This window comes from Shewanella khirikhana (assembly GCF_003957745.1).
GTDB classification, from domain to species: domain Bacteria; phylum Pseudomonadota; class Gammaproteobacteria; order Enterobacterales; family Shewanellaceae; genus Shewanella; species Shewanella khirikhana.
In genome coordinates this window covers 2,145,774-2,160,533 of sequence record NZ_CP020373.1, presented here as the reverse complement: position 1 = coordinate 2,160,533, position 14,760 = coordinate 2,145,774, and the positions used below count along the sequence as shown (strand labels likewise).

General features: G+C 55.6%; 12 protein-coding genes. 10 read left to right on the top strand and 2 right to left on the bottom strand.

The features are described from left to right. The first annotated feature begins 51 nt into the window (after positions 1 to 51). Entirely contained in the window at positions 52 to 522 is a 471-nt protein-coding gene (gene sixA / locus STH12_RS09445) for a phosphohistidine phosphatase SixA (RefSeq protein ID WP_126167313.1), read from the top strand. Between the two features lie 57 nt (positions 523 to 579). On the opposite strand, the gene smrB is transcribed toward sixA, so the two are convergent. Then, complete coding sequence (smrB, locus tag STH12_RS09440; protein WP_126167312.1) at positions 580 to 1,110, bottom strand: endonuclease SmrB; 531 nt, start codon at positions 1,108 to 1,110, stop codon at positions 580 to 582. Between the two features lie 79 nt (positions 1,111 to 1,189). On the opposite strand from smrB, the gene prmB reads away from it, so the two are divergent. The 5 genes from prmB to STH12_RS09415 all read left to right on the top strand — a co-directional run bounded on the left by prmB (position 1,190) and on the right by STH12_RS09415 (position 5,922). Beyond that, positions 1,190 to 2,134, top strand: coding sequence for a 50S ribosomal protein L3 N(5)-glutamine methyltransferase (prmB, locus tag STH12_RS09435; protein ID WP_126167311.1), 945 nt, complete (start codon positions 1,190 to 1,192; stop codon positions 2,132 to 2,134). 73 nt (positions 2,135 to 2,207) lie between these two features. Next, positions 2,208 to 3,305 (top strand): chorismate synthase, encoded by a 1,098-nt coding sequence (gene aroC / locus STH12_RS09430; protein ID WP_126167310.1) that lies wholly within the window; start codon positions 2,208 to 2,210, stop codon positions 3,303 to 3,305. A 26-nt stretch (positions 3,306 to 3,331) separates the two neighbouring features. Then, on the top strand, positions 3,332 to 4,483 hold the full coding sequence (locus STH12_RS09425) for an MFS transporter (RefSeq protein WP_126169481.1): 1,152 nt from the start codon (positions 3,332 to 3,334) through the stop codon (positions 4,481 to 4,483). Between the two features lie 47 nt (positions 4,484 to 4,530). After that, positions 4,531 to 5,655, top strand: a complete 1,125-nt coding sequence (locus STH12_RS09420) for an ATP-NAD kinase family protein (protein ID WP_126167309.1) — start codon at positions 4,531 to 4,533, stop codon at positions 5,653 to 5,655. A 3-nt stretch (positions 5,656 to 5,658) separates the two neighbouring features. After that, positions 5,659 to 5,922 (top strand): YfcL family protein, encoded by a 264-nt coding sequence (locus STH12_RS09415; protein WP_126167308.1) that lies wholly within the window; start codon positions 5,659 to 5,661, stop codon positions 5,920 to 5,922. A gap of 130 nt (positions 5,923 to 6,052) precedes the next feature. Here the strand turns inward: STH12_RS09415 and mnmC1 are convergent, their stop codons facing one another. Next, positions 6,053 to 7,837 (bottom strand): FAD-dependent 5-carboxymethylaminomethyl-2-thiouridine(34) oxidoreductase MnmC1, encoded by a 1,785-nt coding sequence (gene mnmC1 / locus STH12_RS09410; RefSeq protein ID WP_126167307.1) that lies wholly within the window; start codon positions 7,835 to 7,837, stop codon positions 6,053 to 6,055. A gap of 142 nt (positions 7,838 to 7,979) precedes the next feature. Here mnmC1 and fabB point away from each other — a divergent pair, with 142 nt between their 5' ends. From fabB to STH12_RS09390, 4 genes are all read left to right on the top strand, one after another. Continuing rightward, entirely contained in the window at positions 7,980 to 9,191 is a 1,212-nt protein-coding gene (gene fabB, locus STH12_RS09405; RefSeq protein WP_126167306.1) for a beta-ketoacyl-ACP synthase I, read from the top strand. 116 nt (positions 9,192 to 9,307) lie between these two features. Next, entirely contained in the window at positions 9,308 to 10,435 is a 1,128-nt protein-coding gene (locus STH12_RS09400) for a 4-phosphoerythronate dehydrogenase (protein ID WP_126167305.1), read from the top strand. 5 nt (positions 10,436 to 10,440) lie between these two features. Beyond that, positions 10,441 to 11,457, top strand: a complete 1,017-nt coding sequence (locus STH12_RS09395; protein ID WP_126167304.1) for an aspartate-semialdehyde dehydrogenase — start codon at positions 10,441 to 10,443, stop codon at positions 11,455 to 11,457. 177 nt (positions 11,458 to 11,634) lie between these two features. Further along, positions 11,635 to 14,727, top strand: coding sequence for a FimV/HubP family polar landmark protein (locus STH12_RS09390; protein ID WP_126167303.1), 3,093 nt, complete (start codon positions 11,635 to 11,637; stop codon positions 14,725 to 14,727). Positions 14,728 to 14,760: the final 33 nt, after the last annotated feature.

Here is a 14,760-nt window from a genome sequence, read left to right as displayed (position 1 = left end):
GAATTCGGGCTACAATTGGCGCGAAATAACACAGAGGGCGGCGAAAGAAGTATGCAGCTATTTTTGATGAGGCACGGTGAGGCAGGCTATCAGGCACTGTCGGATAGAGACAGAACCCTTACCGACACCGGACGTTACCATACCAGCGTTATGAGTAACTTCCTCACCCGTCTTGTCAGCGAGTTCGATTTGGTTCTGGTCAGCCCCTATCTGCGTGCCCAGCAGACCTGGCAGGAGCTGGCGACCCATTTCCCCGAGCCGCGTAAGTGGATGACTCTGGATGATTTAACGCCATCTGCCGATCCCGCAACCGCCGCCAGTCTGGTGGTGGCCTATGCCGAGCAATATAAGGCCGATAAGGTATTGGTGATTGCCCACATGCCGCTGCTCGGTTACATGGTCAGTGAGCTGGTGCGTGGCACAGAGCCGCCACTGTTTGCCACCTCAGGTGTGTGTCTGCTGGATATACACGGTGAACAGTGCCATCAGGTGTGGATGCACAACCCCCATACCATCAATTGAACCCATTCAATAAAAAAGCAGCCTGATGGCTGCTTTTTTTGTGCTTTTAACATGGCTTCAGCGTCGATGGGGCAGGTCGCCTAAATCGACCAGTACCAGCAGTGCTGCATCACCGCCCCATTCTTTGGGCGCCTGATGGAAGGCCAGTACCTGCGGATGCTGCGCCAGCCACAGCGGTAACTGCTGCTTGAGCACCCCGGTGCCATAGCCATGCATCACACTCACGCACTGGCACTGCTCGCGGATAGCCGCTTCAACCAGTGCCGCCAGCTCCAGCTTGGCCTCGGTCTGGCGCATACCGTGCAAGTCCAAAATCAGATCCGGCACATAATCGCCCCGGCGCAGACGTTTAAGCACCAGATTATCGGCATGGTCGGCACGCCAGCGCATTGGGCCTTCGGTTGGCAAAAGTGGCTGGAAGGTATCTGAAAAATAATGGGAAACCGCCAGCTTCGGCGCCTGCTCTTCGAGCTCGGCGCGGGTCTTTACCGGGGTGCCAAAGTGCTTTTTATCCTGAGTCAGCGGACGAATGCCGTCGACCAGCGCCTGAAACTCCTCCAGGCCTTCTTGGGAGATAATCTTGGTCATGGCGCTATTTTATTGAATCCTGTGCCAAGTGAACAGAGTTCAGTTACAATGCCCGCAAACCATATCGCTGGAGCCTGTTTTGGATAAGATATTTGTTGATGAAGCGGTCACCGAGCTTCGCACCATTGGAGATATGCTGCGCTGGGCCGTGAGCCGTTTTAACGATGCCAAGGTCTATTATGGCCACGGTACCGACAACGCCTGGGACGAGGCAGTGGCCTTGGTATTCCATGCGCTGCACCTGCCCGACGATCTGGGCCGTGAAGTCATCAACGCCAACCTCACCAGCAGCGAAAAACACAAGATTGTTGAGCTGATTATCCGCCGGGTGCGTGAGCGCCTGCCAGTGCCTTATCTGACCAACCGCGCCTTCTTTGCCGGTCTCGAATTCTACGTGGATGAGCGGGTGTTGGTACCACGCTCGCCCATTGCTGAAATGATTGAAAACCGTTTCGGTCCATGGCTTTACAACAAGCCAGTTGGTCGCATTCTCGATTTGTGTACCGGCAGCGGCTGTATCGCTATCGCCTGTGCCCACACCTTCGAAGAAGCCGAAGTGGATGCGCTGGATATCAGTGAAGATGCGCTGGATGTGGCGCAAATCAACGTGGAATCCCACGAGCTGATTGAGCGGGTGTTCCCGATGCAGTCTGATCTGTTCTCCGCCATTCCCAAGGGCCCGCAGTACGATTTGATTGTCTCCAACCCACCTTATGTGGATGAAGAAGACATCGGCGATATGCCGGATGAGTACCACCATGAGCCAGCCATAGGTTTGGCCTCTGGCCGCGACGGCCTAGACATCACCAAGCGTATTCTGGCCAATGCCGCCGACTACCTGACGCCATCGGGCATCCTGGTGGTGGAAGTGGGCAACTCCATGGTGCACCTGATGGAACAGTTCCCCGAAGTGCCTTTCACCTGGGTCAGCTTCGAGCGCGGTGGCGATGGTGTGTTTGTGCTCACCCGCGACCAGCTAGTTGAAAATGAATCACTGTTCGCCATCTATAAAGATAGGGAATAATGGGCCGGCCCCGGTAGCGCCGGGGCAAGCCACTGAGGTTACAGTTTAAACAGACAAGAGGATACGCGCGCGGATGTCGGGGAACAGCATAGGTCAGAATTTCGTGGTCACTACCTTTGGCGAGAGCCATGGGGTGGCGCTCGGTTGCATTATCGATGGTTGCCCTCCGGGCCTCGAGCTTACCGAAGCCGATATGCAGCATGATCTCGACCGCCGCCGTCCGGGCACCTCCCGCTATACCACGGCGCGCCGTGAGCCGGACGAAGTGCGTATTCTGTCGGGTGTTTTCGAAGGTAAAACCACAGGAACTTCCATTGGTCTGATTATCGAAAATACCGATCAGCGCAGCCAGGATTACAGCAATATCAAAGACCTGTTCCGCCCTGGTCACGCCGATTACACCTATCAGCAAAAGTACGGCCTGCGCGATTACCGCGGCGGTGGCCGTTCGTCTGCCCGTGAAACCGCCATGCGGGTTGCCGCCGGTGCCGTGGCGAAAAAGTACCTCAAAGCCGTGCATGGCATTGAGATTTACGGTTTCCTGTCACAGCTTGGCCCCATTGAGGCTGAGCACATCGACCGCGAGCAGATAGAGCAAAACGCCTTTTTCTTTCCCGATGCCAGCAAGCTTGAGGCGCTGGATGAGTATATGCGCGAGCTGAAAAAATCCGGCGACTCCATTGGTGCCAAGGTCAGTGTGGTTGCCACCAATGTGCCCGTGGGCCTGGGCGAGCCTGTGTTTGACCGTCTCGATGCCGACATCGCCCATGCGCTGATGGGCATCAATGCCGTGAAGGGCGTGGAAATAGGCGATGGTTTCGCGGTGGTGACCCAAAAAGGCTCCGAGCATCGTGACCTGATGTCACCGGAAGGCTTTGCCAGCAATCATGCCGGTGGCGTGCTCGGCGGCATTTCATCCGGCCAGCCGATTGTGGCCCATATGGCGCTTAAGCCAACCTCCAGTATCAGCATTCCCGGCGAGAGCATGACAGTGCAGGGCAATACCGCGGAAGTGGTCACCAAGGGCCGTCACGACCCCTGCGTCGGCATTCGCGCCGTGCCTATTGCCGAAGCTATGTTGGCGATTGTATTGATGGATCATCTGCTCAGACACCGTGCTCAGAATCAGCACGTGCACAGCGAAACCCCTGTGCTGGGGATGCGCTCTTAAGGAAAACCGTGTTCAAGACGTCACCCATGAGCGCCGAGGTTCAGCTACGCTGGCTCGGCGCCTGTTATTTCTTCTTCTTTGCCATTCTTGGCGTCATGGTGCCTTACCTTGGCGTCTTCTTCGAATCCCGCGGCTTTAACGCCACTGAAATCGGCTCCCTGCTTGCTATCCTTATGGCCACCCGCATCATTGCGCCGAATCTGTGGGCGATGGTGGCCGACAAAACCGGCATGCGCAGCGAGCTGATTAAAATTGGCGCCGGTGCCGGTGCACTTACCTATTTAAGCTTTTTCTATCCCGGTGCCTTCTGGTACATGGTGGTCAGCCTCACGGTGTACACCTTTTTCTGGAATGCGATTTTGGCCCAGCTTGAGGTGATAACCCTCGAGACTCTCGGCGATAAGCCCCAGCGCTACGGCATCATAAGAAGCTTTGGCAGTCTGGGTTACATAGTGCTGGTGGTGGCCGCCGGGTTTGCTATCGGTCACTGGGGGCCAGAAGTGCTGCCCTACATCGGCATGGGCCTCTTTGCAGGTATGCTGGCGGCCTGTTTACCGCTGCCTGCCAATCGGGTGAAGCTAAGCCGGGATACGCCCAAGGTGAAAATCAAACTGGCTGGTCCCATCGGCTGGTTTCTATTGTCGGCCATTTTACTGCAAATGAGCGCCGGGCCTTTTTACGGCTTTTTCGTGCTGTACCTCAAAGACGCAGGTTACAGCGAGTCCACCGCAGGCCTCTTTGTTGCCCTTGGGGTGATTGCCGAAATCGTCATGTTTATGCTCGCGCCCAGGCTGCTTGGCAAATACGGCATCAAGCCACTGCTGTTTATCAGTATTTTATTTACCGCATTTCGCTGGTTGATGATGGCCTGGGGCGTCGAGAGTTTGTTCTGGCTGTCGCTTAGCCAGCTGTTGCATGCCTTTACCTTCGGCTTAGTGCATGCAGCCTCTATTCAGTTTATTCATCAGCAGTTTGATGTGAGCCGGCGCAGCACAGGGCAGGCGCTCTATGCCAGTCTCAGCTTCGGTGTCGGTGGTGCGCTGGGGACCTGGGCCTGCGGCCTGGTCTACAGCCATAACCCCAGCCTGTGCTGGGTACTGGCAGCAGCTTTTGCCTTTGTGGCGGCGCTGTTGGTGTTGCCGCTGCCGGGGCGCAGAGTCGAAACGGCAGCCGTTTAAAGATAAGTTAAAACAGAATAAGAAGTACCCACAAAAAGAGGAACACCATGGCCAGTAAGTTCAGATTGGGCCTCATTATTAACCCGCTGGCGGGGCTTGGCGGCAGCGTTGCCCTTAAAGGCAGTGACGGGGTGGCCGAAGAAGCGCTTTCCCGAGGCGCCGAGCCGAAGGCACATTTGCGGATGCGCACGGCGCTTGAGCAGGTGCTGCCCTATAAAGCGCGGTTTATTGTTCACACCGCCGCAGGCAGCATGGGTGAAGACCTGTGCCGTGAACTCGGCTTCGAGGTGCAGGTGCACTATCAACCCAAAGGCGAGAAAACCACGGCAAAGGATACCCGTGAGGCAGTAAAAGCCTTGGCCAGTGAGACTCTGGATTTGCTGCTTTTTGCCGGTGGCGATGGCACCGCCCGTGACGTATTTGCCGAGGTGGACGAGCAGCAAGTAGTGCTCGGGGTGCCGGCCGGAGTAAAAATCCATTCGGGTGTCTATGGTATTACCCCCAAGGCCTCGGGGTTGGTGCTCAAGATGCTGATGCAGGGCGAGCTGGTGTCGCTGATGAGCGCCGATGTGATGGATATAGACGAAGACGCCTTTCGTCAGGGCACGGTGCGGGCCCGTCGTTTTGGCGAGATGCTGGTTCCGGCCGAGCCACGCTACGTGCAGGCAGTGAAGATGGGCGGCAAGGAAGTCGATGAGTTGGTGCTTGCCGATATTGCCGCCGAAATCGTCTCTGAAATGGATGACAGCCTCTATATCATGGGCTCCGGCAGCACAGTGGCTGCGGTGATGGAAGAGCTTGGGCTCGATAATACCCTGCTCGGTGTGGATTTGGTGCAGGACCGTACGCTTATCGCCTCGGATCTGACTGCTCAGCAGTTGCTTGAGCAAACCGAAAATCAGCCACTTAAGCTGGTTATCACCCTAATTGGTGGCCAGGGCCATATCCTTGGCCGTGGCAATCAGCAGCTGTCACCGGCGCTTATTCGGCGGGTGGGTAAAGAAAATATTTTGATTGTTGCCACCAAAACCAAGCTGAAAGCCCTTGAAGGGCGACCGCTTATCGTGGATAGTGGCGACCCAGAACTGGACCAGGCCTTGACTGGTTATTATCGGGTAGTGACAGGCTACCGCGACTATGTGATGTATCAGGTCGCAAATCCGACGGAGTAACAGATGTTTGAGAAATACGACACCGCCCTGGATAACTGGATTGAGGGCATAGTAGCGAGCGGCGATGATGACGCCCTGTTTGCCAGCGGCTATTTGCAGGGCCACTTTGCGGTGGCATTGGCCGAACTTGAAACCGAAGGCGGTATCGATAATGCGCTGTTGGATGGCAAGATGGAAAAGTGCCTTGAAACCGCCCGTGGTGAGCTGTCTGACGCCGACTACGAGCTGGTAGAAGCCGCCTGGGCTCAGCTGCGCGGTCAGTTTTAACGGCGACAGTTGCCGGGTATCGAACACCAAGTCGCTTGGCATCAAATACTTGGCATCAAATACGAAAAAGGCAGGTTGAACCTGCCTTTTTGCTTTTCGTAACTCAGCTGCTGTCAGTCCAGCGCTGTTGTCAGTCCAGCGCCTTGCCTTTTTTAAGCTTCCTAAGCCACATCCGGTTGGGGTTTAACGCAGCCATTACGCCCGGCTCCAGCACAGGTAGAGTGCCTGAGAGGCTGTCTGCCAGACACTCCGCAATCAGGGGGCCGCTGGATAATCCCCGTGAGCCAAGACCCGAGAAGATATAAAGCCTGGGATGCACAGGCGCAGCGTGGCTTTGCCAGTACTGGGCACCCCTGGGGCCATGGCCAACGGCTTGATATTGAGCCTGAATTTCTGCTACATCAGGCGCGGCGCCCGCCATCGGCAGATGATCGCGGCTTACCATCCGAATACCTGCGCGGGCGCTTTGGCTGCTGATATCCAAATCCTTCACCCAGTCTTTGCCGGGATAACTTTCCTGCATCTTGTGCAGGTTTTCCTGCTGCTCCTGCTCGCGATACTCGACTGAAGTATCGCCGCGCACATAACTCGCGCCCATGCAGTGGCTGCCGCTATCGCTTGGCGTGAAATAACCATGGGCGCAGAGCACGGTTTTAAGCTGTCCAAGCTTGCCTTGGGTGGGTACGTGGCTTACCTGACCTCGAAAGGGCGCCAGTTGCAGCGCCTGGGTTTGAACAACGTCTGTGATACGGTGGCCGGTGGCCAGCACCAAATCCTTTGTATCAATGTCGCCTGCCGGAGTGCACAGGCGCCAGCCATCACAGGTTTGCTCAATCGCGCTGATATTCACATCGAAATGGCACTCAAGCCCATGGGCTTTGGCTTCTGCAATGGCGGCTTCACAGAGTTTGGCCGGCGACACCCAGCCGCCGTGGGGGTAATAGATGCCGCCCTTATCGATGGCGACACCGGCGATGTGATTGGCCTCTTGGGCATCGACCCGCCTGGCGACTTCTTTGGGCCAGGCTCTTCCCAAAAGTTTTTCGATGCGCTCGGCGGCGCGCTCATCGTGGCCGGTTTGCAGCACGCCACAAAAATCAAAGGGCAGGGGATGATGGGCGAGGGACTCGACAAAGCGTTTGGCATACAAAAAGGCCGGTACAAACAGCCGGGTCAGATGATCGTCTTCCGGGGTCAGCAGCGGATAAATGGCGCCCTGACGATTACCGGAGGCGCCCATGCCGGGGGCGCTGTCGGCGCAGTAAAGCCTGACCTTATGGCCACGGCGAAGCAGTGATAGCGCAAGGCTGGCTCCAGCCACCCCAGCGCCGACAATGCTGATGTCCCTTGCCGAAAAAGGCGGCGTCACGGGAAGAGTTGCTGGCATGTCTGGCCTGGTATCGCCAATCAGTACGCTGCCCTGGTGCAAGAGCGCAAGCGCTGTCTGCTCAAATGGCCCGCTGGGGCGAATAAGCACATCGACACTGGCTTTATCGAAGCACGCGAGGGCGTCGGCTTTGTTTTGCTCACAAAGGTAAAAGTCGAGCCAGCAGCTGTCATCAAGATGAAACCTTTGTCCGCCTTTAATGTGGCTCGCGGCCATGGCAAAGTGCGATAGCGGATGGCTGGCATCTTTAGCCAAGGCGTTAAGTTCTGCCTCATCTTTTAGCAGCATGATGATCTGTAATGGCTTTTTAGCCGTATGCTGTATGCTGGTGATTGAGGCGGCGCTGATACTGTCATTCTGGAGAGTGGCAGTTTGGTTGTCAGCAACGGGCGTAATTGTTCGCACGGCCGCGAGCAGCCACTGCCAAAGCGGCGGCTCAGGCAGCGCCTCAAACAGCACAACACAGGGGCCTTCAGGCAGGGGCAGTGATGATGGCAGGGCCATATCGATGGCAAAAAACTCGGGCATGGGGCTAAAAAAATTTACTCAATGTCGCGAAATTGGCATTATTTTACCGCCCTTTATGGAAAGCTGACCACTTAAAAGCGCCAAAGGGGATACTATTGGCGCACTAAAATTGGTACTCCCAGTACGGAATGGATAGTAAAACATGAAAAGAGTCGTTATCACCGGCATTGGCATCGTTTCCAGTATCGGTAACAACAAACAAGAAGTGACCGAATCACTCAAGGCCGGACGCAGCGGTATTACCCATTCCGCTCAGTTTGAAGAGATGCAGCTTCGCAGCCACGTTTGGGGCAATATCAAGCTGGATCCCGCTGAGCATATCGACAGAAAGGCGCTGCGCTTTATGGGTGACGCGGCAGCTTATGCCTATCTCGCCATGCAGGAAGCCATCAGCGATGCCAACCTGACTGAAGAACAATATTCCAATCCCCGCGTGGGCCTGGTGGTGGGTACCGGTGGAGCCTCATCTTCCAACCAGGTGCAGGCGGCTGACACCCTGCGTGAAAAGGGTGTGAAGCGCGTAGGCCCTTACATTGTGCCGCGTATCATGGCTTCTACTGCCTCTGCTTGTTTGGCAACCCCATTCAAAATCAAAGGCTTCAACTACTCAATCAGCTCTGCCTGTGCTACCTCTGCCCACTGTATCGGTCACGCTGCCGAACTTATCCAAATGGGTAAGCAGGACATGGTATTCGCCGGTGGTGCCGAAGAGCTGGACTGGACTCTGACCATGGGCTTCGACGCCATGGGCGCGCTGTCTACCAAGTACAACGAAACCCCTGAAAAAGCCTCACGCACCTATGATGCAGACCGCGACGGTTTTGTTATCTCCGGTGGCGGCGGTATCGTGATTGTTGAAGAGCTGGAGCACGCGCTGGCCCGCGGCGCCAAGATCTACGCCGAAGTTATCGGTTATGGTGCCTCTTCAGACGGTTACGACATGGTAGCCCCAAGCGGTGAAGGCGCCATGCGCTGCATGCAGATGGCCCTGGCCGATGTAGACACTCCAATCGACTACATCAACACCCACGGTACTTCTACCCCGGTTGGTGATGTGCGCGAGCTGGAAGCCATCCGCGAAGTATTTGCCAGTAACGTGCCTCCTATCGCGTCAACCAAGTCACTGACTGGTCACGCGCTGGGCGCAGCTGGTGTGCATGAAGCCATCTACAGCTTGCTGATGCTGGAAAACGGCTTTATCGCTGCCTCTGCCAACGTAGAAAACGTTGACCCACAAGCGGCTGACATGCCGATTGTGACCGAATACCGCGATGCAGAGCTCACCACAGTGATGAGCAACAGCTTCGGTTTCGGCGGCACCAACGCCACGCTGGTGATGCGCAAGTACCGCTAAGCGGCCGCGTCAGACATATTTGCGAGCACAGTTTTCGCAAAATCAAAAGGGAAGCCAGGCTTCCCTTTTTTATTGTCTGTTACAATGCGCGCCATGCAGCAACAGGAGCTTTGCAGATGAAAATCCTTGCCGATGAAAATATGCCCTATGTGGACGCGCTCTTTGGGGAGCTTGGCGACATCCACTATGTTAATGGCCGCAGTTTAACTGCGGAGCAGGTTGCCGATGCAGACGTGCTGCTGGTGCGCTCGGTCACCAAAGTGAATGCCACGCTGCTTGCACAAAATCAGCGACTTAAATTTGTCGGCAGCGCCACCATAGGCACAGATCATGTTGATAAGGCCTTGCTGGGGAGCCTTGGCATTCCTTTTGCCAATGCACCGGGCTGCAATGCCACTGCCGTGGGTGAATATGCCTTTATCGCCATGCTGGAGCTCGCCAGCCGCTATAACGAGCAGCTAAAAGGGAAGAAAGTCGCCATCGTCGGGGCCGGCAACACAGGCTCGGCCCTGAGTCGCTGTCTGGATGCCTACGGCATTGAATATCGACTCTGCGACCCGCTGCTGGCTAAGTCCGGCGATACCAGAGCGTTCCATAACCTCGATGAGCTGATAGCCTGGGCCGATGTGGTCACCCTGCATGTGCCGCTCACCAAAGAGGGCGAGCATGCCACCTGGTATCTCTTTGATGAAAAACGCTTAAATGCACTCAAGCCAAACGCCTGGCTGCTTAACTGCTGCCGCGGCGAAGTGATAGATAACCGGGCGCTGATAAAGGTGAAAACCAGCCGTACTGACATTAAGTTGGTGCTGGATGTGTGGGAAGGGGAGCCAAGCCCCATGACTGAGCTGGTGCCTTTGGCCGACATCGCCACCCCGCACATCGCCGGTTACAGCCTCGAAGGCAAGGCCCGCGGTACTTTTATGCTGTATCAGGCGCTGTGTCATGAGCTTGGTTTAAGCGCCGACAAGAGCCTGGACACCTTGCTGCCACCGTTTCGTTTGGCCTCGGTTTGCCTGCAGTCAGTGCCAGATGAAAAGGCGCTGCTGAGTCTGTGTCGCAGCGTATATGACCTGCGGGATGACGACTGGCAATTCCGCCAAAGTGGCACCGATAGCCTGGGTTTTGACAATATGAGAAAAAATCACAAACACAGGCGAGAATTCAGTGCCCTTAAGCTGGAAAACGTCATGGGATCTGAGGTAGATTGGTTATCCTTTTTAGGTTTTTCTAACGTCGGTTGAGTATTATGTCGCAGGAATTTAATGTCGTTGTATTGGGTGCATCGGGCGCCGTGGGTCAGACTATGATCGAGATCCTCGAAGAGCGTAATTTCCCCGTTGCCAATCTTTTCCCTCTGGCCAGCGCCCGCAGCGCCGGTGATACCGTGACCTTCCATGGTAAACAGGTGGAAATTCTTGACGTTGAAACCTTCGACTGGTCCCAGGCGCAAATTGGTTTCTTCTCTGCCGGTGGTGATGTATCTGCCAAGTGGGCGCCAATTGCCGCCGACAATGGCTGCGTGGTTATCGACAATACCTCCCACTTCCGTTACGACCTTGATATCCCGCTGGTTGTGCCGGAAGTTAACCCGGAGGCCATCGCTGACTTTCGTACCCGCAATATCATTGCCAACCCTAACTGCTCGACCATCCAGATGCTGGTGGCGCTGAAGCCGATTTACGATGCTTACGGTATCGATAGAATCAACGTGTGCACCTATCAGTCGGTATCCGGTACCGGCAAGAAGGCCATCGAAGAGCTGGCCGGTCAGTGTGCCAAGTTGCTGCAGGGCCTGCCGGTAGAGCCAAGCGTTTATCCAAAGCAGATTGCCTTTAACGTGCTGCCACACATCGATAAATTCCAGGATAACGGCTACACCAAGGAAGAAATGAAGATGGTGTGGGAAACCCGCAAAATCTTCGGTGATGACTCGATTCTGGTAAACCCAACGGCGGTGCGTGTACCAGTGTTTTATGGTCACTCAGAAGCGGTACACATCGAAACCCGCGACCCTGTTGATGCAGAAACTGTAAAAGCGCTGCTGCGTGATGCCCCTGGCGTAGTGCTGTTTGAAGACGATGATGACTATCCAACAGCGGTGACCGATGGCGCTGGCCAGGATCCTGTGTACGTTGGCCGTGTGCGTAACGACATCTCTCACCCCAACGGGATCAACCTTTGGGTGGTGTCTGACAACATCCGTAAAGGCGCCGCACTGAACAGTGTTCAGATTGGTGAAATTCTCATCCGCGACTACCTGTAAAACAGCCCGAAGTCGCTGAGATTGTTGAAAAAGCCCGCAACGCGCGGGCTTTTTTTGTTTTGCAAATGTGAACAGTAGCAGGGCATGGATTTCTGGTTTATAGTAATCTCAATAAATACAATTGCCTAAAGCAAGTCGTCACCGGGCGAACCTTGAGCGCTTGAAAGGGAATAATTGATGAACTTTCGTACCTCCTATCTCGCAGGCATTTTGGCCTCATTAATGGCCGTTGCTGCCATTCCCCTGTTCAGTGAAGTTGAAGCCGCCGAGCCGTTAAAAATAACAGGTCCAGATGGACAAAGCCGCGAAGCCAACCAGCGTCAGTATGGACCCACCACCCCCCAGGACACCTTCTGGAGTATCGCGCAAAAAGTCAGACCCGACAGCAGTGTCAGTGTTTATCAGGTGATGGCCGCCATTTACGATGCCAACCCCCACGCATTCAGCGGCGCCAACTACAACACCCTCGAGAAGGGCATGATCCTGCTGATTCCGTCCAGGGAAGTCATGCTGTCCATCCCCAAGAGCATGGCACAGCAGCGCGCTGAATCTCAGGACAAGGCCTGGCGCACCGGCAAAGTGGAAACCAAACCGACAACCAAGCCTGCGCCAGTGAAAACCGACACACCAAAAACCGAAACAGTTAAAACTGAGGCGCCAAAGACCGAGCCCGCTCCGGTTGCCGTGCCTCAGATTGACCCCAAACTGGTTGATGAAAATCAGGCGCTGTCCGCCGAAATCAGCCGCTTAACCGAAGCTCTTGGCGTTCGCAATAATGATATCGAGGCGCTCACCGCTCAGGTCAATCAACTGACTGAAGAAGTGCAGGGCCTCAATGAATCGGTTGCCCAGCTCAAAGAGCAAAACGAGCAGCTGAAAGCCGAAAACAAAGAACTTAAACAAGCGCAGGCTCTCGCCGAAGTCGAGGCCAATAAGCCCGACGATATGTGGCGCAACCTGATGGATAACCCGCTGCTGCTGGTGCTGGGCGCTGTTATTCCGGCGCTGTTGGTGTTGCTGCTGGTGTGGATGTTCCTGCGCCGCCGCTCCAAGGGTGACGCCCCCGCCACCATGACAGAAACCGCAGTGGCCACTGCAGCCACCGCGGCCGTTGCGACGGCTGCCACCGCAGCTGTGATGGCCGATGAGCCAAGCGCCGATGAAATGGCTGTTCATCTGGATTCAGGGGACGAAGACGAGTCTCTGGATGCCTTGCTCGACATGGACAATGTCGACCTCAAGCCTGAAGCCGTATTGGAAGGCGAAGATCTGGTGGTTGAGTCGGCCGAGAGCGATGATTTTGCCGACGATGGCCAGTCGCTGGATGATCTCTGGGCCGAAGCCATGGGCGAGCAGTCCGATATGGAAGACGTAATGTCGACCGATCCTGCCGATTTGATGGCTGAGCTGGAAATGCCGGCTGAAACTGCCGACTCGGAAGATCTGGATGCCCTGATGGGTGAGCTGGATGCTGACATTGCCGCCAAAGATGCTGCCAGCGACGATGACCTTGATGCGTTGATGGCGGGTTTTGATAGTCCAGAGCCAGAAGCTGAAGCAGAGGCCTCAACAGAGCCTCAGGCGGAAGACGACCTCGATGCCCTGATGGCCGGTTTCGATATGGCGGAGGAAAGTGCAGAAGCTGCCGTTTCTGCTGAGCCGGAAACTGCGGAGCCTGAAATTGACGCCGATGCCATTGCTGCCGAACTTGAAGCTGAGCTTGGTGCCGATGCAGCCACCATGGATGCCGAAGAGGATTTGGATGCACTGCTGGCCGGTTTTGACGCCCCGGCAGAGACAGAAGCAGTTACTGAAGCTGCTGAAAACGATTTGAGCGACGCTATTGCAGCAGAGCTGGACACTGAGCTTGAAGCAGAGGTTGATACCGAAGAAGATTTGGACGCGCTGCTGGCCGGTTTCGATGCCCCGGCAGAGTCTGAAACTGTTACAGAAGCAGCCACTGAAGCCGCTGCAGACGATTTGAGCGATGCCATCGCTGCAGAGCTTGACGCTGAGCTCGATGCCGAGGCAGAAACCGAAGAAGACCTTGATGCACTGCTGGCGGGATTCGATGCGCCAGCGCAAACCGAGATGCCTTCTGAAACAGTTGCGTCAGACGATTTATCTGATGCCATTGCCGCTGAACTTGATGCCGAACTCGACGCAGAGGCTGAGACTGAAGAAGATTTGGATGCGCTGCTGGCAAGCTTTGATGCGCCAGCAGAGGCCGCTGCTGAGACTGTCCCAGATACTGTCTCAGAGACTGCCACCGACGACCTCAGTGATGCCATTGCCTCCGAGCTTGATTTAAACAGCGAGCTTGATGCAGGCAGCGCTGAAGCCGAAGAAGATACCGATCTCGATGCCTTGCTGGCATCTTTCGATGCGCCGGACGAGGTTGCTGGCACCGATGAGGACATAGCCGCCGGTCTTGGCGATGAATTGCCGCTGAGCGATGCAGACGATGATTTGGATTCGCTGCTGGCAGGTTTTGAGTCCGATACTAATGACATTGCAGGCGATATCGCTGCCGATGATGCAGACGATGGATTGTCTGGCGCGGATGTGGCTCTGGCCGGTGCCGCGCTGGCAGGTGCTGGCGCCGCTGTGGCCAAATCGGATAGGGCGGACAGCAAGGCGCCGCTGGAATTTAGCTCGTCGGCCCCTAAAGATCCTGTGGCTGTCTCTGCCAAGGATTCAGGTTTCTTTGACGATCTCAAGGCTAACAAGGGCTCGAACGTACTCGAGTGGGAACCCTCCAAACCCGATGCCGATGCCACAGTTGATGTCAGTGATGACGATCTGCTGTCAGCCTTTGCCGCCCAGGGCGATGATGGTGATGACGAGTTTATGCTGGATGTGGACGAACAGCACAGCATGACAGTGGATGAAGCGCTGGCGGCGCTGGATGCCAGTGAAAAGTCCAAACGTCAGGCCAAGGTGGTCATGGATAACGATTTAAGCAGCTTCCAGAAGGAAAATGGCTTTATCGATATCGACAAACTGCTTAACGATGCCGATGACAGCGAGCCTGAGCCTTATCGCGAGCTGGACATGGATATTGGTGAGGTGAACAGCCTGATTGGTGATACCGCCATGGTTGACGTGGATGATGAGGAAAACTCAGTCAACGCCAAACTGGATCTGGCCCGTGCTTACATCGAAATTGACGATAAAGACAGCGCCCGTGCGCTGCTCAAAGAAGTGGAAATGGACGGTAATGACCGTCAGAAGGCCGAAGCGGCCGAGCTTCTGGGCGAAATAGGCTAAGCGGATATCAGCTAGTAAGCGGCGCCCTGTGCG